The sequence below is a fragment of the Streptomyces sp. NPDC002574 genome (assembly GCF_042889545.1).
Taxonomy (GTDB): Bacteria; Actinomycetota; Actinomycetes; order Streptomycetales; family Streptomycetaceae; genus Actinacidiphila.
The window spans coordinates 97,135-118,277 of sequence record NZ_JBIARB010000021.1 but is presented as its reverse complement, the minus strand read 5'-3'; the positions used below and the strand labels follow the sequence as shown (position 1 = coordinate 118,277).

The following is a 21,143-nucleotide window of genomic DNA, read 5'->3' as shown; positions in this document are numbered from 1 at the left end:
ACGATGCTCTGTCCCAAGTGTCATGGCGCGATGCAGACGTTCAACCGCAGCGGCGTCCAGATCGAGCAGTGCGCCAACTGCCGGGGGATCTTCCTGGACTACGGGGAGCTCGAGGCGCTGACCCGCGTGGAGTCGCAGTACGCCCAGCCCGCCCCGCCGCCGCCCGGCTACCCGCAGGCCTACCCCCAGCAGCACGCCGCCCCTGCCTGGGGCGCGCCGCACCACGGCGGTCACCACGGGGGGCACCACGGCCACCACAAGCAGAGCTGGGCGCACATGCTCTTCTCGTCCTGACACGACAGAGGGCCGGAGCGAAACGCTCCGGCCCTCTGGGGTGGTGGACGATACTGGGATTGAACCAGTGACCTCTTCCGTGTCAGGGAAGCGCTCTCCCGCTGAGCTAATCGTCCTCGTGAACCATCGGTACCTCTGATACCGCGTGCGCGATACTGGGATTGAACCAGTGACCTCTTCCGTGTCAGGGAAGCGCTCTCCCGCTGAGCTAATCGCGCGTGAGGGAAGACCCTCGGGGGCCGGAGCCCCAGTGGACGATACTGGGATTGAACCAGTGACCTCTTCCGTGTCAGGGAAGCGCTCTCCCGCTGAGCTAATCGTCCGAAGAGGTGGAGACGGGATTTGAACCCGTGTAGACGGCTTTGCAGGCCGTTGCCTCGCCTCTCGGCCACTCCACCAGCGCGGGGGCGGGAACCCCCACTTCGAGCGGACGACGAGATTCGAACTCGCGACCCTCACCTTGGCAAGGTGATGCTCTACCAACTGAGCCACGTCCGCAGCGTCTCCCCCGGAGCTCGCACCCGGGCGGGACCTCGGCCGGGGCGCTTCCGCGTCCCGGCGACGAGTTGAACTCTAGCGGAAGACCGCTCCGCCTCCAAAACGCGTTTCCGCAGCGTGCCGGGTCGGTGACCAGCGCATCTGGCCCGCCGGTGCCGACTTACACTCGCATTCACCCCTACGGACCGACCTGGGAAGCCCCGTGCCCGACCTCGCCCCCCTCGCCAGAATCGGCGGCTTTCTCGCCTCCGACCTGCGGGATGTCACCAGCGACCCCGCCGCGCTGGACTCGTCCGGCTTCTGGGCGGTCGTCGCCGGCTTCGAGGGCGGGACGGTCTGCGCGCGCTTCGGCACGGTCGTCCCCGATCCCGGTTCCGCTCCCCGGCGCGCCGCCGCGGACTGGCGCGGCCCGGCCACCGACGCCTGGACGTCCTCCCTGGACCGCGCCGCCTACACCGCCGGAGTGCGCCGAGTGCGCGAGTACATCGCGGCCGGCGAGGTCTACCAGGCCAACCTCTGCCGCGTGCTGTCCGCGCCGCTGCCCGACCCGGGCGCCGACATCGACGCCCTCGGCGCCGCCCTCGCGCACGGCAACCCGGCGCCGTACGCGGGCACCGTCCGCCTGCCCGGGCACGGCATAGAGGTCGCCACCGCCTCCCCCGAGCTCTTCCTGCGCCGCCGCGACGGCGTGATCGAGTCCGGCCCGATCAAGGGCACCGGCCGCACGGAGGCCGATCTGCTGCCCAAGGACCACGCCGAGAACGTGATGATCGTCGACCTGGTCCGCAACGACCTCGGCCGGGTCTGCGCCACCGGCACCGTCACCGTCCCCGACCTGTGCGTCGTGGAGAAGCACCCCGGACTGGTCCATCTGGTCTCCACCGTCCGCGGCGAGCTCCGCGAGGGCGCCGGCTGGGCCGACCTGCTGGCCGCCGCCTTCCCGCCCGGCTCCGTCACCGGTGCCCCCAAGTCCAGCGCCCTGCGCATCATCGAGGAGCTGGAGACGGCCCCGCGCGGCCCCTACTGCGGCGGCATCGGCTGGGTCGACGCCGACCGCCGCACCGGCGAGCTCGCGGTCGGCATCCGCACCTTCTGGATCGACCGCACCATGCCCGGAGCTCCGCTGCTGCGCTTCGGCACCGGCGCCGGCATCACCTGGGGCTCGGACCCCGACCGGGAGTGGGAGGAGACCGAACTGAAGGCGTCCCGGCTGCTGGCGGTAGCGTCGGGTACGTACGACTGCGACGACGAGGCGGAGTGACACGGTGAGCACGACGATCTGGGTCCACGGCGCACTGCGCGAGGCCGACGAGGCCCTGGTGTCCGTGATGGACCACGGACTGACCGTGGGAGACGGCGTCTTCGAGACGCTCAAGGCCTCGCACGGCACGGCCTTCGCCATGGACCGGCACCTGCGGCGCCTGGCCCGTTCCGCGGAGGGCCTGGGCCTTCCCGAGCCCGACCTCGACGCGGTGCGGCACGCCTGCGAGGCGGTGCTGGCCACGAACCCGGTGCCGCTCGGCCGGCTGCGGATCACGTACACCGGCGGCACCTCGCCGCTCGGCTCCGAACGCGGGACCACCGGACCGACCCTCGTGGTCGCCCTCGGCTCCGCGAACCCGCGCCCGGACAGCACCGCCGTCATCACGGTGCCCTGGACCCGCAACGAGAAGGGGGCCCTGGCCGGGCTGAAGACCACGTCCTACGGCGAGAACGTCGTCGCCCTCGCGCGAGCCCACCGCGCCGGCGCCTCGGAGGCGCTGTTCGCCAACACGCAAGGAGCGCTCTGCGAGGGCACCGGCTCCAACGTCTTCGTCGTCGTGGGCGGCAAGCTCCTCACCCCGCCGCTCGCCTCCGGCTGCCTGGCCGGGATCACCCGTGAGCTCGTGGCGGACTGGGCCGGGGCCGAGGAGGCGGACCTGCCCCTGGACGTGCTCGACGAGGCCGACGAGATCTTCCTGACCTCCACCCTGCGCGACGTGCAGGCGGTCCACCGCACCGATGCCCGCGAACTGCCCGGCACACCGGGCCCGGTGACCGCCAAGGCGATGCGTGTCTTCGCCGAGCGCGCGGCGGAGAACGTCAACCCGTGACGTACGGGCGCCGACCTAGTAGAACCCCACCATGACCACCACGCTGCGACCCGCGGAGCCGGAACAGACGTGGCGCGGCGGCGTCCGCGCCCGCCGCTACACGATCTGCGTCAACGGTCGCCCCGTGGGGGAGACCACGCTGTGCACCGACGCCCGGTTCGGCCCGGAGACCGGTCGCATCGCCGCTCTGCGGATCGAGAACGACCAGCAGCGCAGGGGCCGCGGCACCGTCGCGGCCCTCGCTGCCGAGGAGGTGCTGCGGGACTGGGGCTGCCGCCGGATCGAGGTCAGCGTCCGGTCCGGCGAGACGGGCGCGTTCCGCCTCGCCAGGACGCTCGGCTACACGGAGCGGAACCGGAACATGCTCAAGGCGCTCCCGGACGCGCCGCCCGCCCTGCCGGAGGGCAGCGAGCCGCGGGCGATGACCGCGGCGGAGTTCCCGGCATGGCTGGCCCGGATGCAGGACGAGTACGTCCGCAGCTGGACCCTGCGCGGTGTCCCCGAGGCCCAGGCCCGCGCCAAGGCCGAGGCCGACCACCGGTCGGCGCTGCCCGGGGGTCCGGCGACCCCCGGCACCGTCCTGCGGGTCCTGCGGGCCGGCGGCGAGGACGTGGGCGACCTGTGGGTGGGCCGCCGCGACACGGACGACGGCGAGCCCGCCGGCTACGTCTACAACGTCCAGGTCGAGGCCGGCCACCGCGGCCGGGGCCACGGGCGCACCCTCATGCTCGTCGCCGAAGGCGCCTGCGTCGCCGACGGGCTGCACTGGCTCGGCCTCAACGTCTTCGCCGGCAACGATCCCGCGCTGCGGCTCTACGAGTCGCTGGGCTACCGCACGACGCACGTGCACTTCGCCAAACCGCTGCTCTGAGCGGCGCGACACCGCGGCAGCGGAGTCCCTATCGCCCGAGCAGCCGGTCGGCCACCGCCTCGACGCGCTCGCGCAGCCCCTCCTGGCTCTTGCCGCCGTCGAACCGCTCCCCGCCGATGACGTACGTGGGGGTCCCCGTCACGCCGATCGCCTTGCCCTCCGCCTGGTCCGCGTCGACGATCAGCAGATGGCGCCCGTCGATCAGCGCCGTGTCGACCTCCTCCGCGTCCAGTCCCAGCTCCGCCGCGATGTCCACGAGCAGCGGCTCCCCCCGGCTGCCGAGCTCCTCCGTGCGGGCGAGGACGGCTTCCGCGTACTCCCACCCCCGGCCCTGCGCGAAGGCCTCCTCGGCGGCCTGTGCGGCGGCGTAGGAGTGCTTGTGCTTCTCCAGGGGGAAGTGCCGGAGCTGGATCTCCAGGGCGTCGCCGTAGGTCTCCCGCAGCGCGCGGAGGTCGGTCAGCGCGGTCGCGCAGTCGGGGCACTGGAGTTCGCACCAGAACTCGAGGAGGGCGGTGCCGGGGGTCGCTTCGTTCATGGGGTCAGTCTCCCACCGGGGGAGGAGGCGTCCCGGAGATCACCCTGACGTTGCCGCCGGACCATGGCCCGGCGGGGCGGGACAGGTGCACGATGGACGCAGGAGTCGCCTTCGGAGGAGCTGCGCATGCTGACCTCGACCGTGTGTGTCGCGCTGTCCGCGGCGGGCCTCGCCATCGCCGTGCTCACCGCGTACCGCCGCAGGTTCGCGCGCGCGGTGCGCATAGCCGCCGTGGCGCTGCTGCCCGTGGGGTTCTGGATGACCGGCCTGGCGACCCTGGGCGGCAAGGTGGTCGCCGCCGTGGGGGACTGGACGGCCGACCTGGTCTTCAAGCCCTCGGTGTGGGCGGGATTCGGCGTCCTGGCGCTGGCCGTCGTGCTCTACGCGGTGGGCAGGATCGCCGGACGCCGCGGGCGCGCACCGGAGCGCCACGGGACGCCCGCGGCCGTGCCCGGCGCGAGCGCTCCGGCACTCGGCGCGGCGCGTCGGCCGGATGTACGGCCGGAGTCCAAGAAGGCCAAGGAGAAGATCAAAACCGATCCCGACCTGGCCGAATTCGGTGAGATCGAGGAGATCCTCAAGCGCCGGGGCATCTGAGCGGCGTGTTGGTCGCCGGGGTCCGCGCCGCTGCGCCATCATCGCGGTGGCAGCAAACCTCAACTACCGTCCCCGGGGCGTCAGTTGGCGTGCCCTGGGGCGTACGGTTGTGCGAGTTCGTGCCCCTGCCGAACGTCCCACGACCTTGTAAGGCCATGGAACTCGAAAACGACGAGCCCCGCGGTTGCCTCTTCGCGCTCTCCCAGCCGCCGCTGATGCTGTTCCTGACCGTCATCGGCGGCCTGCTCGGTCTCGGCGGGCTCTACGACCTCTGGCCGTTCTGAGCCGGTACCGCCACCGCCTCGCGGCGCCGCGCCCGGTAGGCCGCCACGTGCAGCCGGTTTCCGCAGGTGCGGCTGTCGCAGTAGCGGCGGGAGCGGTTGCGCGAGAGGTCCACGAAGGCACGGCGGCAATCGGGTGCGTCGCAGTGGCGCAGTCGCTCGCGCTCGCCGGCCACCAGGATGAACGCCAGGGCCATACCGCAGTCCGCCGCCAGGTGGTTGGCCAGCGACGCCCCGGGGGCGAAGTAGTGCACGTGCCAGTCGTAGCCGTCGTGGTCCGTCAGACGCGGAGTGGTGCCCGCCTCGGCCACCAGCGAGTTCACCAGAGCGGCCGCCGCGGGCGTGCTCGGGGCGGCGAACGCCTGGGCGAAACGGCCGCGTATCCTCCGCACGGCCAGCAGGTCCTGCTCGTCGAGCGTGTTCACGTCGCTGATCTGATTGCGCTCCACGAAGACCTGCAGGGCCGTGAGATCGGGGAGACCCTCCTGGCCGTCGCTCTCCGGCGTGGTGTTGATCAGGTCCACCACGCAGTCGAGCGCGCACCTGGTGTCATGGTTGATCAGCACGGAATCGCTCTCTCCCTGGCCTTGTGGGGCGGGCGTTCCGGTGACTGTAGCGCGAGAGCCGCCGTCGTGGAGCGGCACGGCTCCGCGGCGGCGGCTTCGGCGGGTCAGGTCCGCGCCGTACCCCCGAGATGCGTACGGCAGCGGACGGTCGGCGGACTCAGCTCTCGGCGAGGATGTGCGAGAGCTCGGTGTCCAGATCGAAGTGTCGATGTTCGGTACCGGGCGGCACCGCGGCGTCGGTCCGCTTGAGGAACGACTCCAGGGCGCGTGCCGGGGCTTCCAGCAGCGCCTCCCCCTCGGGAGAGCTGAGGGCGATGCACACGACGCCCTGACCGTGACTTCGGGACGGCCAGACCCGGACGTCGCCGGTACCGGTGGGCCGGTGCAGGCCTTCGGCGAGCAGGTCGCGGGCGAAGACCCATTCGACCGTCTCCTCGGCACCGGTGTGGAAAGTGGCGTGCACGGCGTAGGGATCGGCCGTGTCGTACCGCAAGCCCGCGGGCACGGGCAGTGACGATTCGCTCGACACAACGAGGCGCAGGTGCAGCTCGCAGCTGACCGTGGTGTTCATAAGCGCCAGGGCCTTTCGCTCAGTGTGCGCTCGGGGATTCGCACGTCGGCGAAATCGACATGCCACCTGCGGGGACGTTGTAAACCCCTCTGACGGGTTTGTGAGGGTTCCGGTACCTCGTCCGGCCGAGTTCTTTTCCTCCCCGGCGAGCCATTCCGGTGAGGAAGGGAGGTCGGGTAGGTTTGAGAACATGACTGCGGAGAGTGACGAGCGGACGGCGGCCGTGGCCACGGATCCCGCCACCGGCGACAACGACGGCACGGCGGGCGACGCGGCTGGACCGGGCGGTCCGGAACGCCCGCTCGGCTCCCGGGCGCCGCTCTTCATCCGGCGGTCCCGCGCGCTCCACGTGAGCTGGCAGGTGGGCGTCTTCGTCCTCGGCCTCGCCATCGTCGGCGGCGGCATCGTCCTGCTCCCGCTACCCGGTCCCGGCTGGGTGATCATCTTCGCCGGTATGGCCGTATGGGCGACCGAGTTCGTCTGGGCCCAGCTCGTGCTGCGCTGGACCAAGCGCAAGGTCACCGAGGCGACGCAGAAGGCGCTCGACCCGGCTGTCCGGCGTCGCAATGTCATCCTCACCGCCATCGGTCTGGTGATCGTCGGCGCCCTGCTCGGCTACTACCTGTGGCGCTTCGGCTTCGTCATGCCGTGGAGGGCGGGCATGGGGTGAGCGGGCGGGCGGGGCCGCGTCGGGGGCATGGGCTGACATGCGGTAATGTTGTTCCCGCGACGGGCGATTAGCTCAGCGGGAGAGCACTTCGTTCACACCGAAGGGGTCACTGGTTCGATCCCAGTATCGCCCACCGTCACCGAGGCCTCAGGCGTTCCGCCTGGGGCCTCGGCTTTTTTCCCCGCCCGCCCTCCCTCCCCCAACCTTCGGCCGGGGGTGCCCCCAGCCCGGCGAGGTCAGTGACCCCGGCGCGCGTGATGCGTGGGCCGGGTTCGGGGCCTCCGGGGCTGGCCATTCTGGACAGCACATTTTGGTGCCTCGGGCACTGTTCCTTGATCACCCCGGGTCGTGCACCCAAATATGCTCCACAGTCCAGAACACCCACCCTCCCCCAGCCTCCGGCCGGGGGTGCCCCCACCACCCCCGCCCCCTCCGTTTCGTATCGCGCCTGATCCCCGGAGGGTGGGTAGAGACGGCACCGCGCTCGGGCCACCCGTTGGCGCAGCGCCGTCAAAGTGCGCAGCCGTCACCGCCGACAGCACCCCCACCGGCCGTCATGTCGCGCAGCCGACCCGGAAGGGGGTGTGGCGGGGTCCGCCCGCTGGGGGAGCGACGAGCGGTGACCGCGTGGCCCGATGCCGGACGATGTGGACGTAGACCGCGAGCGCTGAGGTGGGGGCACCTCCCAGCGGTAGCTGGGGAGGACCCCGGCGCGGCACCGCCCCCCAAGGCACGCAGCGCAAGGGGGTCACTTACCGCGCCGGGCTGGGGGCACCCCCGGCCGGAGGTTGGGGGAGGGAGGGCGGGTGGGGAAAAACCTGCCCGGGCAGCAAGCGCAGCGCGGGCTCAGCGGAGGCGGAGGAGGCGGCGGCGCAGCTGCCGCACTTCCCGGAGCCGCCGCTCGTACGTCGCGCCGAGCGCGAGGAGCAGGACCCCCGCCACCGCGAGCGGAACCCAGCGCGGCACCGCGCCCAGCGCCTGCGCGATGAAGGGCGCGAGCTCGTGAACCGCGTCAAGGGCGAGTACGGCTCCGCCGAGAAGCAGGGGGGCGGCCAGTCGCCGGGCCGCGCCGAGGAGCGTGACGGCGAGCGCGGCGGCGCCGAGCAGGAGGGGCCGGGGCCACCCCGGGTCGCCCCAGGCGGTGACGAGCGAGGGCAGGAGCGTGACCGCGAGGCCGGGGCCGTAGGCGAGCCAGGAGGAGATCGTGGCGTCGCGGCGCCGCGCGAGGAGGCCGAGGGTGATCGCGACCGCGGTGAGCGGCGCGGTGTAGGCCTCGGGGGTCGTGACGCCGGACGCCGCGAGGCGTGCCCAGAGCGCCGCGACGAAGAGCGCGGTCGCGACGTGGTGGAGGCGGCGCCGTTCGGCCCGGAGCGCGGCGACCGCCGCGACGACCACCCCGGTGCAGGCGAGCGCGAGGGCGAGGGCAGGGGGCTCGTCGGCCGTGAGGCAGACCGCGAGGGCTGCTGCGGCGTACCCGGGGTACTCGAAGGCGCGTGCGGTCCGGGTGAGGGCGAGTGCCTGGGCGGCCGCGGCGACGCTTAGGACGGCGAAGGCGGCGTCGTGCCGCGGCCACCCCGCGACGAGCGGCCCGTCCCACGCGAGGCCCGCCGCGCAGGCGACCGCGCAGGCGGCGCTGACCGCCCGCGTGCGGGCCGCGGCGGCGAAGAGGGCGCCGTAGGCCACGAGGAGCAGCGCGAGCACGGTGAGCGTCATCGGGCCGTCCTCGTGGACCCACCCGACCGTGGTCAGCGCCAGGACGCCCGCCGTGGCGAGCGCGGCCGGGGTGAGGGCGATCGCCGACAGCGCGAGGAGGGCCGCGACGACGGCGACGCGTGCCAGGGGCAGGTCGATCGCGCAGAGGGCGGCCGCGGTCGCCACGATCGCGCCGGAGGCCGCGGGGCGGGAGTCCAGGCGGCGGGCGGTCGCCGCGAGCGTCACGGCGGCGAGCCCGGCGACCGCGGGCGCCGCGGCCGGCCCGTGGAAGTCGGCGGGGGTGAGGAGGGCGACGGTGAGCGGCGGCAGCGCCCACAGCACGGCCACCGCGCCGGCGGCCGCCGCGCCGGACGCGAGGCCGACGGCCACGGCCCGCCGCAGGGGAAGGGCAGCGGCCGCGGCCAGTGCCGCCATCGCGCACAGCAGGTACCCCACGGCGGTCCAGTCGGCCGCCGCCATGAGGCGTACGACCCCGCCGGCCGCCGCGACCGCGGACACCGCGGCGACTCCGGAGAGCATGCCCGCGACGGGCGCGGCCGGCGCCCGCCGCAGGGCGGCCGTCCCCGCGATCGCCGCGGCGCCGAGCAGCAGGCCGCTCGCCCGCAGGGCCGGCCCGGTACCGGTCGCGGCGCCGGACAGGACGCCCGCGGTCAGCAGTCCGCACAGGCCGAGCGCGGTGCCGCACACGGCGGCGGTCAGTCGCGGGCCGGGCCGCTTCGTGTGCAGCGCGGCCACCGTGTCGAGCGCCGCCGTCGCGAGCAGTGCCGCCGCCGTCGCTTCCGCGGACTGCGCGGCCGACGCCCAGAGGAACAGGGGGAGTTGGGCCAGCACGAACGCCAGGGGGCCGGGCAGCACGAGGCGCGGCAGCAGCCGGGCGTAGCTGGTCCAGGCGGCGCTCACGACGGCCAGGGCGACCGCCGCGTAGCGCAGGCCGTCCGGTTCGGGGAGGGCCACCCGCCGCAGGGCGTAGGCGTCGAGGAGCAGCAGCACGAGGGCGAGGCACGCCACGACCTCAGCCGTCGCCACCAGCGAGCGCCGCAGGAGCAGTACGGGGACGGCCGCGGCGGCCAGCGTGAGGACGCCCAGGACCGCGGAGCGGCCGGCGATGCCGAGGTGGCCCCAGCTGATGACGGTGAAGGCGATCGCGGCGACCGCCAGGAGCAGCCCGCCCAGGGTGAGCAGCAGGTTCTGCACCGTCCGCGGCGAGGCGTCGCGTGCCGCAACCGGCGTGCCCCACACGGGAGTCGGCGGGGCCGGGAAGGCGGGCCGCAGATGGGCGAGCAGTTGCGCGCGCCGCATGAGCAGCCGGCCGCGTTCGACGTCCAGGCGCGAGATCGCGCGGTCGGTGTCGCGCAGTTCGTCGGCGGCCGGTCCCACCAGCGTCGTCCCGCACCGGGGGCAGGCCGGTGTCGGCGCCATCGGGGGGACGGCTGCGAGCAGGTACCACCCGCAGCCGGGACAGCGGTCGGTGTGCGGGCGCTTCGGGTCCATGCGTCGGAGTGTGGCGCCGGGCCCGGCCCCCCGTCATGCGCGCGGCTACTCAGATGCGCGCTGAGTACGCACACTGGCTCCATGGACTGGAGCCGCTACCGCTTCCGCACGCTGTGGGAGTTGCCCGCGCCGCCCGAGACGGTCTACGGCCTGCTGGAGCGGCCGGACCAGTACCCGTCGTGGTGGCCGCAGATCCGCGAGGTGCGGCAGACCGGCGAGACCGTGGGCATGATGCGCTTCCGCTCGGTCCTGCCGTACGACCTGCTGGTGACCGCACGGCAGACCCGGCGCGACCCGGCGGCGCGGGTCCTGGAGGCGGCGATGAGCGGCGACCTGGAGGGCTGGGTGCGCTGGACGGTCGGCGCGGGCGGGACGGACGGCGGCACGCGCCTGCTGTTCGAGGAGGACGTGATCGTCAACAAGCCGCTGATGCGGCGGCTCGCCGTGCTGTGCCGCCCGCTGTTCCGGGCCAACCACGCGCTGATGATGCGGCGCGGCAGGCGCGGTCTCGCGGCCCGGCTGGACCGCGACGCGGCGGGCGGCGGCCAAGTGGTTTGAACGCAGTGCCCCGGGCCCTGTATGGTTCAGGACGTTCCCGGGCGATTAGCTCAGCGGGAGAGCACTTCGTTCACACCGAAGGGGTCACTGGTTCGATCCCAGTATCGCCCACGCACCACGGAAGGCCGGTCCTCAGGGACCGGCCTTCCGCCGTTGCGGGCACTGGAGTACCCGAGGTCCTACGCCGCGGGCTCCTCCGACGCGGTGACCGGGGCGGAGGGGCGCAGCGGCCAGGCCGGGTCGACCCGCTCGTCCGTGCCGCTGCGGGCGAACCAGGCCTGCAGCCCCCGTGCCTGGCCGGCGTGCCACAGGGCCTGACGGGCGTGCAGTTCGGCCGGCTGCATCGTGCCTATGCGCTCGGCGAAGCGCCGTCCCAGTTCGCGCACGAGGGCCATCGCGGCGAGCGCGTCCGCGGAGGCGTCGTGCGCGTCGGTCAGGGCCACCCCGTAGTGCGCGCACAGATCGGTGAGTGTGCGGCGGCCCTTGCGGTAACGGTCGACGTACTTGTCCAGCACCCTCGGATCGAGCACCCGCAGCGGCCCGCGCACCAGGTAGCCGTCGAGGGCGGTGCCGCGGTGCCTGCGCAACTCCCGGTCCAGCAGGGTGAGATCGAAGGGCGCGTTCATCACCACCAGGGGCACGCCCAGGGCTGCCTGGTCGGCGAGCGCCCGGGCCATCTCCTCCATGACCGGGCCCGGCCGGCGGCCGTTGGCCTGCAAGTAGGCGTCGTCCAGCCCGTGCACCGCGCGGGCGCCGTCCGGGACCGGGACGCCGGGGTCGATCAGCCAGCCGGTCGTGCGCGGCGGCGCGTGCGGTGTGTCCTGCACCACCAGCGCGGCGGAGACCACACGGTCCCGCTCGACGTCCACGCCGGTGGTCTCGGTGTCGAAGGCGGCCAATGGGCCGTCGTACCAGTGCGGCATGGCGCACCCCCCGTACAAAGGTGACGAATTGACGGATCGCTCACTGTCATGAGTACCCGTGACCGGATGTCACCGAACCCGGCTCGTTTGCGACTTGACGCCGATGGGGATGGACAGGGTACGGGGAATCACCAGGAGTCCCGCGGCCCGGAGAGGCACGGAGAGCGATGGCGCTCGAGCAGCCCATACCGGGCGGGCTGCTGCCGGAGCGGGTCGCACCGCTGCGGGGCGGGCTCGCCACCACCAGTTGCATGGAAACCCTGCAGGTGGGATATCTGCACGCGGTCGCCGCGGCCGCGGGGTGTTCGCTCGCCCAGCCCTTTCCGGACAACGGGATCGACTGGCACATAAGTCACAGCTCACGTGGCCACGACATCGACGACGAGGTCACGATCAAGGTGCAGCTCAAGTGCACCTACCAGGTGGCACCACGTCCGCCCGGGCCGACCTTCGCCTTCACGCTCGAGAACGAGCACCTGGTGAAGCTGGCCCGGTCCCCGGTGTCGGTGCACAAGATCCTGGTGGTGATGCTCGTGCCGCGCACGCAGGAGGACTGGCTGCGGGCCAGCCACGACCGGCTGGAACTGCGACACTGCTGTTACTGGACGAACCTCGCCGGCCACGCCGTGACCGGCAAGCGCAAGACCACCGTGCGGATACCCACCGCGCGGATCTTCGACGACCGCGCCCTGTGCGAGATCATGACCCGGGTCGGGGCGGGAGGGAGGCCCTGATGAGCCGGCCGGCCGACGATGTACTCGTGCCGCCCGACCCCGAGCGGGTCGACCCCGGTGTGCTCACCGCCCTGCTGGCCCGCCACGGCTGGCAGTTGCGCGGCGGCACGCCCGGCCGCTACACGCGCTGGACACCGCCCGGCGACTCCGGGGCCTCCGCGCGGATGAGCCTCCTGGTGCCCGACCGGCGGGGCGAGGCCCGTTACGCGGACCACGAGGAGCTGCTGGGCGAGGCGCTCGACGCCCTCGCCCGCTGCGGTGTGCCCTCGGCGCGCGAGGTGCTGACCGCGCTCGCCGTGCCCGGTGACGAGATCCGCTGGCAGCGTTCGGTGCCGTTGGTCGACGGGGCCGCCGTGACGTGGACCGCTGCCGAGCAGCTGCGTTCGGCCGCCCGGATCATGCTCATGGCCGCGGCCCGCGCCGAGCGGGACCGCTACGGCTACTTCGGCCAGCGGCACACCGGCCATGCCACCGCCTACCTGGAGCAGGTGCTCGTCGGCCCGGCCCCGGCGGGACACCAACTGACCGCCTACTCCCCGGTCCCGGAGGGGCGGTCCGTCACCGCGACACTGCTGCGCGCGCTGCAGGCCGCCCGGGACGCGGTGGACTACCAGCGCACCACCGGCGGCATGGAGGCCTTCGACGCCGCCGTGGGCCTGGGGGTCTGCCATGAGCTGGCCGACTCCCTGATCCGCTTGATACGCGGCACCGAGGGCGTGGTCGTCACCCTCTCCTGGGCCCCGGGGGCCGGGCCACCGGCGGGGTTCGCGGCCGTGCCCGAGCCGGTCGAGTTCTCCCCTGGCGACCTCCCGGCCCTGGAGGCCGCGAGCGAGCGTTATGTGCGGGAGGAACCGTCGGTGGACGTCCGCGTCACCGGGACGGTCACCCGGCTGCGCCGCCCGCGCCCCTCCGGCAGCGGCACGGTGCGGCTGCGGGTCCTGGCGGGGGCGGACGTCCGGCACATCCGGGTGCGCCTGGCCGAGGACGCCTACCGGATCGCCGCCCAGGCGCACCTGGTGGGGCTGCCGATCCGGCTGTCCGGCCGGCTGGAGACCCGTACCGGCTTCCGGCACCTGACGCACCCGGCCGCCCTGACCCCGGTCCACGTCGACGAGGCCGACCGCGACCGGCTGCTGAAGGCGCTGCACGGCGGGGTCGACACCTTCGAGGACTCCTTCGGCGGGTGACGCGCCCTCCCGGCAGCGATCACTTCGCGGCGGACCCGCGGGGCTCGGTAGGATTCAGCGGTGCAGCTTCCGCTGCCGGGCCCAGTGGGACATACGTCAGGAGAGACCGGTGTCAGACGTCCGTGTGACCATCAAACGCGATTCCGATGAGCGGGAAGAGCGCGTGGTGACCACGGGCACGACGGCCGCCGAGCTCTTCGAGGGCGAGCGCACCGTCGTCGCCGCCCGCGTCGCCGGGCAGCTGAAGGACCTCGCGTACGAGATCGCCGACGGCGACGAGGTCGAGGCCGTGGAGATCGGCAGCGAGGACGGCCTCAACATCCTGCGGCACTCCACCGCGCATGTGATGGCGCAGGCCGTGCAGGAGCTCTTCCCGGAGGCGAAGCTCGGCATCGGCCCGCCCATCAAGGATGGCTTCTACTACGACTTCGACGTCGAGACGCCCTTCCACCCCGACGACCTCAAGCGCATCGAGAAGAAGATGCAGGAGATCGTCAAGCGGGGGCAGCGCTTCTCCCGCCGTGCCGTCGGTGACGACGCCGCCCGCGAGGAGCTGGCCGGCGAGCCGTACAAGCTGGAGCTGATCGGCCTCAAGGGCTCCGCCGCCGACGCGGCCGAGGGCGCCTCCGCCGAGGTCGGCGCCGGCGAGCTGACCATCTACGACAACCTGGACGCCAAGACCGGCGAGCTGTGCTGGAAGGACCTCTGCCGCGGTCCCCACCTGCCCACCACCCGGATCATCCCGGCGTTCAAGCTGATGCGCTCCGCCGCCGCCTACTGGCGCGGCAGCGAGAAGAACAAGCAGCTCCAGCGCATCTACGGCACCGCCTGGCCGTCCAGGGACGAGCTGAAGGCGCACCTGGACTTCCTCGTCGAGGCCGAGAAGCGCGACCACCGCAAGCTCGGCGCCGAGCTCGACCTGTTCTCCGTCCCGGAGCAGATCGGTTCGGGCCTCGCGGTCTTCCACCCCCGGGGCGGCATCATCCGCCGGGTCATGGAGGACTACTCGCGCCGCCGGCACGAGGAGGAGGGGTACGAGTTCGTCTACACCCCGCACGCCACCAAGGGGAAGCTGTTCGAGACCTCGGGCCACCTGGACTGGTACGCCGACGGCATGTACCCGCCCATGCAGCTGGACGAGGGCGTCGACTACTACCTCAAGCCCATGAACTGCCCGATGCACAACCTGATCTTCGACGCCCGCGGCCGGTCCTACCGTGAACTGCCGCTGCGGCTCTTCGAGTTCGGCACCGTGTACCGGTACGAGAAGTCGGGCGTCGTGCACGGCCTCACCCGCGCCCGCGGCTTCACGCAGGACGACGCGCACATCTACTGCACCCGCGAGCAGATGGCCGAGGAGCTCGACAAGACGCTCACCTTCGTCCTCAACCTGCTGCGCGACTACGGCCTGACCGACTTCTACCTGGAGCTGTCCACCAAGGACCCGGTGAAGTACGTCGGTTCGGACGAGACCTGGGAGGAGGCCACCGAGGTCCTGCGCCAGGTGGCCGAGAAGCAAGGTCTGCCGCTCGTCCCGGACCCGGGCGGCGCCGCCTTCTACGGCCCGAAGATCTCCGTCCAGGCCAAGGACGCCATCGGCCGCACCTGGCAGATGTCGACCGTGCAGCTGGACTTCAACCTGCCCGAGCGCTTCGACCTGGAGTACACGGCGGCCGACGGCTCCAAGCAGCGCCCGGTCATGATCCACCGCGCGCTCTTCGGTTCCATCGAGCGCTTCTTCGCGGTGCTGCTGGAGCACTACGCGGGCGCCTTCCCGGCGTGGCTGGCCCCCGTGCAGGCGGTCGGCATCCCGATCGGCGACGCGCACGTGTCGTACCTGGAGGACTTCGCCGCCGAGGCGCGCAAGAAGGGCCTGCGGGTCGAGGTGGACGGCTCGGCGGACCGGATGCAGAAGAAGATCCGCAACGCCCAGAAGAGCAAGGTGCCGTTCATGGTCATCGTCGGCGACGAGGACATGGCCGCGGGCACGGTCTCCTTCCGCTACCGCGACGGTTCGCAGAAGAACGGCATCCCGCGCGACGAGGCCCTCGCCGAGATCGCCAAGGCCGTCGAGGACCGCGTCCAGGTCTGACGGCCGGCCCCGACTCTACGGCGTGACGGGGCCCCCGGGAGGACTATCCGTCCCCCGGGGGCCCTTGTCGGTCCCCGCGCTCCTCGGGACGGCGGAAGCTCTTGGTCAGCCAGGACGAGAAGGAGCCGACGACCGCGCCGATCAGGACGACGCCCAGGAACATCACGCCGGCCCCGATCAACCGCCCCTTGACGGTGACCGGCACCACGTCGCCGTAGCCGGTCGTGGTCACGGCGGAGCACGCCCACCACACCGCGTCGCCGTAGGTGCGGATGGTGGCGCCGGGCGCCTGCCGCTCGATCGCGTACACCTGCACGCTCGCCGCGAAGCCCAGCAGCAGCGTGGTGAGCCCTGCGTAGGACATCACCCGGGCCTCCAGGGAGAGCCGGGGCCGTTCCTGGCGGCTCTGCACGGTGGAGTAGTTCTGCAGGATCCGCAGCGGACGCAGCAGGGGCATGATCACGACCACCAGGTCCAGCCAGCGGCGGCGCACATAGGACCAGCGGTGGGGTGCCACCGTCACCCGCAGCAGATAGTCGGCGACGAAGAAGGCCCAGGTCACGAGGGTGATCAGTAACAGGAGGTCGCGCACGTCGTGCGACAGGCCGGTGGCCAGCACACGCACGGCGTAGGTGACGAGGAACACCAGAGACGCCAGGGACAGCGGCACGCTCCCGCGCCGCTCCCACTCCCGCAGCCGCCGCTCGTCTTGCAAGGGCATGGGGCCAGCATCCTGCGCTGCGCGGGGGAGCGCCCCCGGCGACACGCTGAGCGGGGCCGACGCCATATGCTGCAAGGCATGACGAGTGAGCCGGAACTGCAGAACGGAGTGGGGACGCAGGACGCGTTCCAGCGCCTGTGGACGCCGCACCGCATGGCGTACATCCAGGGCGAGAACAAGCCGACCGGCCCCGGGGCCGGGGACGGCTGTCCCTTCTGCGCGATTCCGGAGATGAGTGACGAGGACGGGCTGGTCATCGCCCGCGGCGCCACCGTGTACGCGGTCCTCAACCTCTACCCGTACAACGGCGGCCACCTGATGGTGGTCCCGTACCGCCATGTCGCCGACTACACCGACCTCGCCCTGGCGGAGACCGCCGAGCTGGCGGACTTCACCAAGCGGGCCATGGGCGCCCTGCGGTCGGCATCGGGCGCCCACGGCTTCAACATCGGCATGAACCAGGGCACCGTCGCCGGTGCCGGGATCGCCGCGCACCTGCATCAGCATGTGGTGCCGCGCTGGGGCGGCGACACCAACTTCATGCCGGTGGTCGGGCACACCAAGGTGCTGCCGCAGCTCCTCGCCGACACCCGCAAGATGCTCGCGGACGCCTGGCCCACCGGCTGATCCGGCCTCTTCCGGGGGCTTCCGGCCGCCGGGAGGGCGGCGTCAGTAGACGTCGGCCTCGGACGGGGTGGCGCTCTGCACCGAGGTGCTCAGGAAGAGCGAGCGGGTGGCGAACTTCTCGGTGTTCACACCGTTCTCCTGCATGACCTCGATGGCGGCGGAGTGGACCGCGCGCAGCACCGGGGTCGCCGCGCGCAGGGCGTCGTCGGCCATGAAGCGGTGCGTCCAGGGCGCCGAGGCCCAGGTGTGCCGCAGCCCGAAGGGTTCGGGAAGCACGATCTTGCCGCCCAGGTACTCCAGCACCTGGGGGAAGCGGGACAGCGGCGCGCGGGCGGCGAGCCGCACCACCTCGTCGCTCTCGACCAGCGGCATGGCGACGGTCCTGGTCTCCCAGAACTTCACCGGGTGGCTGACCTTCTTCTCCTTGGGATCGGGCGCCGAGGTGAAGAGCGAGTGCACGGGGCCCAGGGCGTGACCGGTGACCTCGACGCGCAGCGTGCTCGCCAGGACGGTCACGGTGACCAGCAGGGTTATCACCAACTGCCCGTCCCAGAGCACGAACTGGACCCCGAGGTAGTGGCGGTTGCCCTTGCCGAACTGCTGCTCGTTGCAGATCCGCTGTATCTCGAAGTCCCTGACGGTGTAGCCCTCGACGTCCGCCCCGGTGGGCCGGGTGACCTTCTTCGCGCCCTCGCCGATCGGCGCGACGACCCAGTGGCGTATGACCGGCTTGGGGAAGCCGCCCGTGTGCAGCGGGCCGCGCTCCAGCTCGCGCAGCCGGCCGTGCACCGCCTTGATGACGTCCCAGCTGCGGAACGGGTGGATCTCGCCGAGGCCTTCCCGCGGGGTCAGCTCCTCGGCCATCTGCCAGTCGCCCCAGCGGGTGCCCATGCCGAGTATGCCCTTGGGGCCGGCGTAGAAGACCACGTTGCTCTGCTGCTCGGCGGAGAGCTTGGCCAGGCTCTGGCGCAGCTTCTCGGCCCGGGTCTCGTTGGGGGTGCGCGGCACCGCCTCGGGGATCTTGGCGCCCACGCCGCTGCCGGAGACCAGCCCGGCCCAGCGGTCCCGCAGGTCCTTGGCGGTCCGTTCGCAGATCCGCTTCGCCCAGAACCAGCCGAGCACCGGCGCGACCATCATCACGCGCAGGTACTGCGACCAGAAGCCGGTCAGCGGCGGGTTGAGGACGAAGAGGACGGCGAAGAAGCCGACCACCAGCAGGACGACGGAGCCCAGCAGTCCGGTGCGCGACCCCTCGGCCTTCTTTATCGTGCTGCGCAGTTGGAACGCGCCCAGCCAGAGCAGCACGCCCGGCAGGAAGACCAGGCCGAAGACGACCATGATGCCGGTGAGCCGGTTGTCCCGCTCCTGCCGGATGCGGTTGGCGGCCAGGCAGTGCTCGACGACGGTCTGCGGCTCGGCGCCGAAGGACTGCACCAGCTCGTTGCGCGCCGCGCCGAGCATCCGGTTCTGCACGGCGCGGGCGAAGGCCTCGCCCAAGTTGGCCTGCAGCAAGGAGAGTTTGGGTGGGGTGACGACGGTCATGCCGGCGTCCGCCTCGGACAGCGCGTCCAGCTTGCCGTCCCGGTAGGCGGCCGAGGCCAGCGCCTGGGTGGCCGCGGTCTGGCCGTCCGCGCCGCTCAACGGAATCTGTGCGCCCGGGCTCAGGAAGTCGTAACTGTTGCTCACTAGCGCCCCCTCCTCGTGCCGTCCGCGCAGGCGAAAGCCCGTCCGGCACATTCCCCGGCCACAGCCTCGGCATTCCTCCCGTGCTGCCCACACAGCGTATACGGGGTGTGTGACATGCGTCATGGGCCCGGCGGAACTTGATCGTTCCGCCGGGCCGCCGACTTGTGCCGCCTGAGGGCTACTTGGCGCCCACCTCCTGGGCGTGCTGCTCTCTCAGCCTGCTGGCCAGCTGCGGAGGCATCGGCTCGTGACGGGCATGACTGCGCGCGTAGCGACCCATTCCGTGCGAGAGCGAACGCAGATCGACCGCGTAGCGACCGATCTCGATCTCCGGCACTTCGGCCCGTACGAGGGTGCGGCCCTGCCCGACGGGTTCGGTGCCCAGCACCCGGCCCCGGCGGCCGGACAGGTCGCTCATGACCGGCCCGACGTACTCGTCGGGCACCATCACCCGGATCTCGCTCACCGGCTCCAGCAGGTGGATGCGGCACTGCGCCGCCGCCTCGCGCAGCGCGAGCGCGCCCGCGGTCTGGAAGGCCGCGTCGGACGAGTCCACCGAGTGCGCCTTGCCGTCGACGAGCGTGATCCGGATGTCCTCCACCGGGAAGCCCAGCGCCACGCCCCGGGCGGCCTGCGCCCGTACGCCCTTCTCCACCGACGGGATGAACTGCCGTGGTACCGCGCCGCCGACGACCTTGTCGACGAACTCGATGCCGGAACCGACCGGCAGCGGCTCGACCTCGATGTCGCAGATCGCGAACTGGCCGTGCCCGCCGGACTGTTTGACGTGCCGTCCGCGGGCCGTGGCCTTCTCGCCGAAGGTCTCCCGCAGCGCCACCTTGTGCGGGATCGAGTCCACCTGGACCCCGTAGCGGGTGCGCAGCCGCTCCAGCGCGACGTCGACATGGGCCTCGCCCAGGCACCACAGGACCACCTGGTTGGTGTCCGGGTTCTGTTCCAGCCGCATCGTCGGGTCCTCGGCGACCAACCGTGCCAGGCCCATGGACAACTTGTCCTCGTCGGCCTTGCTGTGCGCCTGGATGGCGACCGGCAGCAGCGGGTCGGGCATCAGCCACGGCTCCATCAGCAGCGGGTCGTCCTTGGAGGAGAGCGTGTCGCCGGTCTCCGCCCGGGTCAGCTTCGCCACGCACGCCAGGTCGCCCGCGATGCACTGCGGCACCGGCCGCTGCTGCTTGCCGAAGGGCGAGGACAGCGCGCCGATCCGCTCGTCCACGTCGTGGTCCTCGTGACCCCGGTCCTCCAGCCCGTGCCCGGAGACGTGGACGGTCTCGTCGGGGCGCAGGGTGCCGGAGAAGACCCGTACCAGGCTGATCCGGCCCACGTACGGGTCGGAGTAGGTCTTGACCACCTCGGCGGCCAGCGGCCCGTCCGGGTCGCAGGTCAGCTGGTCGTGCGGCGTGCCCTGCGGGGTGCTGACCCGCGGGACCTCGCGCTCCAGCGGGGTCGGGAAACCGCCCGTGATCAGTTCGAGCAGTTCCACGGTGCCGATGCCCTGCTTGCAGCCCTCCGCCGCGGGGGCGGCGGCGAGCACGGGGTGGAACGAGCCCCGGGCGACGGCCCGTTCGAGGTCCTGGACCAGGGTCTTCAGGTCCAGCTCCTCGCCGCCGAGGTAGCGGTCCATGAGGGTCTCGTCCTCGCTCTCGGCGATGATCCCCTCGATGAGCCGGCCGCGGGCCTCGTCGATCACCGGGACGTCGTCCGGCGCGGGGGTGCCCTCCTCGCGGTCGCCCGAGCAGTAGTCGTAGATCCGCTGCGACAGCAGCCCGATCAGACCCGTCACCGGCCGGTGCCCGTCGCTGCCGGGACTCTCCTCGCCGTGCAGCGGCAGGTACAGCGGCAGCACGGACTCGGGGGAGTCGCCGCCGAAGACCTCGCGGCAGGTCTCGGTCATCTCCTCGAAGGAGGCGCGTGCTGCCTCCAAATGGGTGATGACCACCGCGCGCGGCATGCCGACCGCCGCGCACTCGTCCCAGACCATGCGGGTCGCGCCGTCCACGCCGTCGGCGGCCGAGACGACGAACAGGGCCGCGTCCGCAGCGCGCAGACCGGCCCTGAGCTCACCCACGAAGTCGGCATAGCCGGGGGTGTCGAGCAGATTGATCTTGATTCCGTCCCATTCGACCGGGACGAGCGACAACTGCACCGAGCGCTGCTGGCGGTGCTCGATCTCGTCGTGGTCGGAGACCGTTCCGCCGTCGGCGACGTGCCCGGCACGGTTCACCGACCCTGTGGCCAGGGCGAGTGCCTCGACCAGCGTCGTCTTCCCGGAGCCACTGTGGCCGACCAGCACCACGTTGCGTACGTCGGCGGGCCGGTCGGCCGCCGATGCCCTTCCGGCGGCTCCTGGGCCTGCATCTCTCCTGTCACCCATGTGCCTCGCCTCCCGGTCCGTCACGGCATGGGGACTGCGCGCC

Annotated in this window: 20 protein-coding genes and 7 tRNA genes; 14 read left to right on the top strand and 13 right to left on the bottom strand. The window is 72.3% G+C overall.

Annotation, left to right across the window (positions count from 1 at the left end):
• Positions 1 to 3: 3 nt before the first annotated feature.
• A complete protein-coding gene (locus ACFYXS_RS36740) occupies positions 4 to 294 on the top strand; it encodes a zf-TFIIB domain-containing protein (protein WP_389256126.1) in 291 nt (96 codons plus the stop codon).
• Between the two features lie 41 nt (positions 295 to 335).
• Here ACFYXS_RS36740 and ACFYXS_RS36735 read toward each other — a convergent pair.
• The 5 genes from ACFYXS_RS36735 to ACFYXS_RS36715 all read right to left on the bottom strand — a co-directional run bounded on the left by ACFYXS_RS36735 (position 336) and on the right by ACFYXS_RS36715 (position 792).
• Positions 336 to 410: transfer RNA gene (locus tag ACFYXS_RS36735), tRNA-Val, on the bottom strand.
• Between the two features lie 30 nt (positions 411 to 440).
• A tRNA-Val gene (locus ACFYXS_RS36730) sits at positions 441 to 512 on the bottom strand.
• A gap of 33 nt (positions 513 to 545) precedes the next feature.
• Positions 546 to 617 (bottom strand) — tRNA-Val (locus ACFYXS_RS36725).
• Positions 618 to 621: 4 nt separating this feature from the next.
• Positions 622 to 692, bottom strand: a tRNA-Cys gene (locus tag ACFYXS_RS36720).
• A gap of 27 nt (positions 693 to 719) precedes the next feature.
• A tRNA-Gly gene (locus ACFYXS_RS36715) sits at positions 720 to 792 on the bottom strand.
• 202 nt (positions 793 to 994) lie between these two features.
• On the opposite strand from ACFYXS_RS36715, the gene ACFYXS_RS36710 reads away from it, so the two are divergent.
• From ACFYXS_RS36710 to ACFYXS_RS36700, 3 genes are all read left to right on the top strand, one after another.
• Positions 995 to 2,053: a chorismate-binding protein gene (locus tag ACFYXS_RS36710; RefSeq protein WP_389256125.1), complete on the top strand. Its 1,059-nt coding sequence runs from the start codon at positions 995 to 997 to the stop codon at positions 2,051 to 2,053.
• 67 nt (positions 2,054 to 2,120) lie between these two features.
• Complete coding sequence (locus tag ACFYXS_RS36705; protein ID WP_389256141.1) at positions 2,121 to 2,885, top strand: aminotransferase class IV; 765 nt, start codon at positions 2,121 to 2,123, stop codon at positions 2,883 to 2,885.
• Between the two features lie 31 nt (positions 2,886 to 2,916).
• Positions 2,917 to 3,756, top strand: a complete 840-nt coding sequence (locus ACFYXS_RS36700) for a GNAT family N-acetyltransferase (protein WP_389256124.1) — start codon at positions 2,917 to 2,919, stop codon at positions 3,754 to 3,756.
• Between the two features lie 28 nt (positions 3,757 to 3,784).
• On the opposite strand, the gene ACFYXS_RS36695 is transcribed toward ACFYXS_RS36700, so the two are convergent.
• Complete coding sequence (locus ACFYXS_RS36695) at positions 3,785 to 4,291, bottom strand: DsbA family protein (RefSeq protein WP_389256123.1); 507 nt, start codon at positions 4,289 to 4,291, stop codon at positions 3,785 to 3,787.
• Between the two features lie 126 nt (positions 4,292 to 4,417).
• Here ACFYXS_RS36695 and ACFYXS_RS36690 point away from each other — a divergent pair, with 126 nt between their 5' ends.
• The gene (locus ACFYXS_RS36690) at positions 4,418 to 4,888 is read left to right on the top strand and encodes a hypothetical protein (RefSeq protein ID WP_389256122.1); all 471 of its coding nucleotides are present in this window, start codon (positions 4,418 to 4,420) and stop codon (positions 4,886 to 4,888) included.
• Between the two features lie 155 nt (positions 4,889 to 5,043).
• Positions 5,044 to 5,172: a hypothetical protein gene (locus ACFYXS_RS36685; RefSeq protein ID WP_319665437.1), complete on the top strand. Its 129-nt coding sequence runs from the start codon at positions 5,044 to 5,046 to the stop codon at positions 5,170 to 5,172.
• On the opposite strand, the gene ACFYXS_RS36680 is transcribed toward ACFYXS_RS36685, so the two are convergent.
• Entirely contained in the window at positions 5,151 to 5,735 is a 585-nt protein-coding gene (locus ACFYXS_RS36680) for a CGNR zinc finger domain-containing protein (RefSeq protein ID WP_389256121.1), read from the bottom strand. The genes ACFYXS_RS36685 and ACFYXS_RS36680 overlap by 22 nt on opposite strands.
• Positions 5,736 to 5,892: 157 nt before the next feature.
• Complete coding sequence (locus tag ACFYXS_RS36675; RefSeq protein WP_003959770.1) at positions 5,893 to 6,306, bottom strand: SsgA family sporulation/cell division regulator; 414 nt, start codon at positions 6,304 to 6,306, stop codon at positions 5,893 to 5,895.
• A gap of 190 nt (positions 6,307 to 6,496) precedes the next feature.
• Here ACFYXS_RS36675 and ACFYXS_RS36670 point away from each other — a divergent pair, with 190 nt between their 5' ends.
• Complete coding sequence (locus tag ACFYXS_RS36670) at positions 6,497 to 6,976, top strand: TIGR02611 family protein (protein ID WP_389256120.1); 480 nt, start codon at positions 6,497 to 6,499, stop codon at positions 6,974 to 6,976.
• 61 nt (positions 6,977 to 7,037) lie between these two features.
• Positions 7,038 to 7,109 (top strand) — tRNA-Val (locus ACFYXS_RS36665).
• Positions 7,110 to 7,822: 713 nt separating this feature from the next.
• Here ACFYXS_RS36665 and ACFYXS_RS36660 read toward each other — a convergent pair.
• Entirely contained in the window at positions 7,823 to 10,180 is a 2,358-nt protein-coding gene (locus ACFYXS_RS36660) for an SCO7613 C-terminal domain-containing membrane protein (protein WP_389256119.1), read from the bottom strand.
• A gap of 81 nt (positions 10,181 to 10,261) precedes the next feature.
• Here ACFYXS_RS36660 and ACFYXS_RS36655 point away from each other — a divergent pair, with 81 nt between their 5' ends.
• Positions 10,262 to 10,738 (top strand): SRPBCC family protein, encoded by a 477-nt coding sequence (locus ACFYXS_RS36655; protein ID WP_389256118.1) that lies wholly within the window; start codon positions 10,262 to 10,264, stop codon positions 10,736 to 10,738.
• Positions 10,739 to 10,777: 39 nt separating this feature from the next.
• Positions 10,778 to 10,849, top strand: a tRNA-Val gene (locus tag ACFYXS_RS36650).
• A 68-nt stretch (positions 10,850 to 10,917) separates the two neighbouring features.
• On the opposite strand, the gene ACFYXS_RS36645 is transcribed toward ACFYXS_RS36650, so the two are convergent.
• Positions 10,918 to 11,661, bottom strand: coding sequence for an exonuclease domain-containing protein (locus tag ACFYXS_RS36645; RefSeq protein WP_389256117.1), 744 nt, complete (start codon positions 11,659 to 11,661; stop codon positions 10,918 to 10,920).
• A 167-nt stretch (positions 11,662 to 11,828) separates the two neighbouring features.
• On the opposite strand from ACFYXS_RS36645, the gene ACFYXS_RS36640 reads away from it, so the two are divergent.
• The 3 genes from ACFYXS_RS36640 to thrS all read left to right on the top strand — a co-directional run bounded on the left by ACFYXS_RS36640 (position 11,829) and on the right by thrS (position 15,674).
• Positions 11,829 to 12,395 (top strand): DUF4365 domain-containing protein, encoded by a 567-nt coding sequence (locus ACFYXS_RS36640; protein ID WP_389256116.1) that lies wholly within the window; start codon positions 11,829 to 11,831, stop codon positions 12,393 to 12,395.
• Positions 12,395 to 13,582 (top strand): hypothetical protein, encoded by a 1,188-nt coding sequence (locus ACFYXS_RS36635; RefSeq protein WP_389256115.1) that lies wholly within the window; start codon positions 12,395 to 12,397, stop codon positions 13,580 to 13,582. Before ACFYXS_RS36640 ends, ACFYXS_RS36635 begins: the two co-directional genes overlap by 1 nt.
• A gap of 109 nt (positions 13,583 to 13,691) precedes the next feature.
• Positions 13,692 to 15,674 (top strand): threonine--tRNA ligase, encoded by a 1,983-nt coding sequence (thrS, locus tag ACFYXS_RS36630; protein WP_389256114.1) that lies wholly within the window; start codon positions 13,692 to 13,694, stop codon positions 15,672 to 15,674.
• A 43-nt stretch (positions 15,675 to 15,717) separates the two neighbouring features.
• On the opposite strand, the gene ACFYXS_RS36625 is transcribed toward thrS, so the two are convergent.
• Positions 15,718 to 16,395, bottom strand: coding sequence for a potassium channel family protein (locus ACFYXS_RS36625; protein ID WP_389256113.1), 678 nt, complete (start codon positions 16,393 to 16,395; stop codon positions 15,718 to 15,720).
• A gap of 66 nt (positions 16,396 to 16,461) precedes the next feature.
• On the opposite strand from ACFYXS_RS36625, the gene ACFYXS_RS36620 reads away from it, so the two are divergent.
• Complete coding sequence (locus tag ACFYXS_RS36620) at positions 16,462 to 17,022, top strand: HIT family protein (RefSeq protein WP_389256112.1); 561 nt, start codon at positions 16,462 to 16,464, stop codon at positions 17,020 to 17,022.
• Positions 17,023 to 17,064: 42 nt separating this feature from the next.
• On the opposite strand, the gene ACFYXS_RS36615 is transcribed toward ACFYXS_RS36620, so the two are convergent.
• Both ACFYXS_RS36615 and ACFYXS_RS36610 read right to left on the bottom strand, forming a co-directional pair.
• Positions 17,065 to 18,759 (bottom strand): hypothetical protein, encoded by a 1,695-nt coding sequence (locus ACFYXS_RS36615; RefSeq protein ID WP_389256111.1) that lies wholly within the window; start codon positions 18,757 to 18,759, stop codon positions 17,065 to 17,067.
• Positions 18,760 to 18,886: 127 nt separating this feature from the next.
• Positions 18,887 to 21,100, bottom strand: coding sequence for an elongation factor G-like protein EF-G2 (locus ACFYXS_RS36610; RefSeq protein ID WP_389256110.1), 2,214 nt, complete (start codon positions 21,098 to 21,100; stop codon positions 18,887 to 18,889).
• Positions 21,101 to 21,143: the final 43 nt, after the last annotated feature.

What these genes read in the sequence shown, in the direction of transcription:
- ACFYXS_RS36740 (WP_389256126.1), top strand. Translation starts at nt 4, where the DNA reads ATGCTCTGTCCCAAGTGTCATGGCGCGATGCAGACGTTCAACCGCAGC.
- ACFYXS_RS36705 (WP_389256141.1), top strand. Translation starts at nt 2,121, where the DNA reads ATGGACCACGGACTGACCGTGGGAGACGGCGTCTTCGAGACGCTCAAG.
- ACFYXS_RS36700 (WP_389256124.1), top strand. Translation starts at nt 2,917, where the DNA reads ATGACCACCACGCTGCGACCCGCGGAGCCGGAACAGACGTGGCGCGGC.
- ACFYXS_RS36695 (WP_389256123.1), bottom strand. Translation starts at nt 4,291, where the DNA reads ATGAACGAAGCGACCCCCGGCACCGCCCTCCTCGAGTTCTGGTGCGAA.
- ACFYXS_RS36690 (WP_389256122.1), top strand. Translation starts at nt 4,418, where the DNA reads ATGCTGACCTCGACCGTGTGTGTCGCGCTGTCCGCGGCGGGCCTCGCC.
- ACFYXS_RS36685 (WP_319665437.1), top strand. Translation starts at nt 5,044, where the DNA reads ATGGAACTCGAAAACGACGAGCCCCGCGGTTGCCTCTTCGCGCTCTCC.
- ACFYXS_RS36675 (WP_003959770.1), bottom strand. Translation starts at nt 6,306, where the DNA reads ATGAACACCACGGTCAGCTGCGAGCTGCACCTGCGCCTCGTTGTGTCG.
- ACFYXS_RS36670 (WP_389256120.1), top strand. Translation starts at nt 6,497, where the DNA reads ATGACTGCGGAGAGTGACGAGCGGACGGCGGCCGTGGCCACGGATCCC.
- ACFYXS_RS36660 (WP_389256119.1), bottom strand. Translation starts at nt 10,180, where the DNA reads ATGGACCCGAAGCGCCCGCACACCGACCGCTGTCCCGGCTGCGGGTGG.
- ACFYXS_RS36655 (WP_389256118.1), top strand. Translation starts at nt 10,262, where the DNA reads ATGGACTGGAGCCGCTACCGCTTCCGCACGCTGTGGGAGTTGCCCGCG.
- ACFYXS_RS36645 (WP_389256117.1), bottom strand. Translation starts at nt 11,661, where the DNA reads ATGCCGCACTGGTACGACGGCCCATTGGCCGCCTTCGACACCGAGACC.
- ACFYXS_RS36640 (WP_389256116.1), top strand. Translation starts at nt 11,829, where the DNA reads ATGGCGCTCGAGCAGCCCATACCGGGCGGGCTGCTGCCGGAGCGGGTC.
- ACFYXS_RS36635 (WP_389256115.1), top strand. Translation starts at nt 12,395, where the DNA reads ATGAGCCGGCCGGCCGACGATGTACTCGTGCCGCCCGACCCCGAGCGG.
- ACFYXS_RS36625 (WP_389256113.1), bottom strand. Translation starts at nt 16,395, where the DNA reads ATGCCCTTGCAAGACGAGCGGCGGCTGCGGGAGTGGGAGCGGCGCGGG.
- ACFYXS_RS36620 (WP_389256112.1), top strand. Translation starts at nt 16,462, where the DNA reads ATGCTGCAAGGCATGACGAGTGAGCCGGAACTGCAGAACGGAGTGGGG.
- ACFYXS_RS36615 (WP_389256111.1), bottom strand. Translation starts at nt 18,759, where the DNA reads ATGTGCCGGACGGGCTTTCGCCTGCGCGGACGGCACGAGGAGGGGGCG.
- ACFYXS_RS36610 (WP_389256110.1), bottom strand. Translation starts at nt 21,100, where the DNA reads ATGGGTGACAGGAGAGATGCAGGCCCAGGAGCCGCCGGAAGGGCATCG.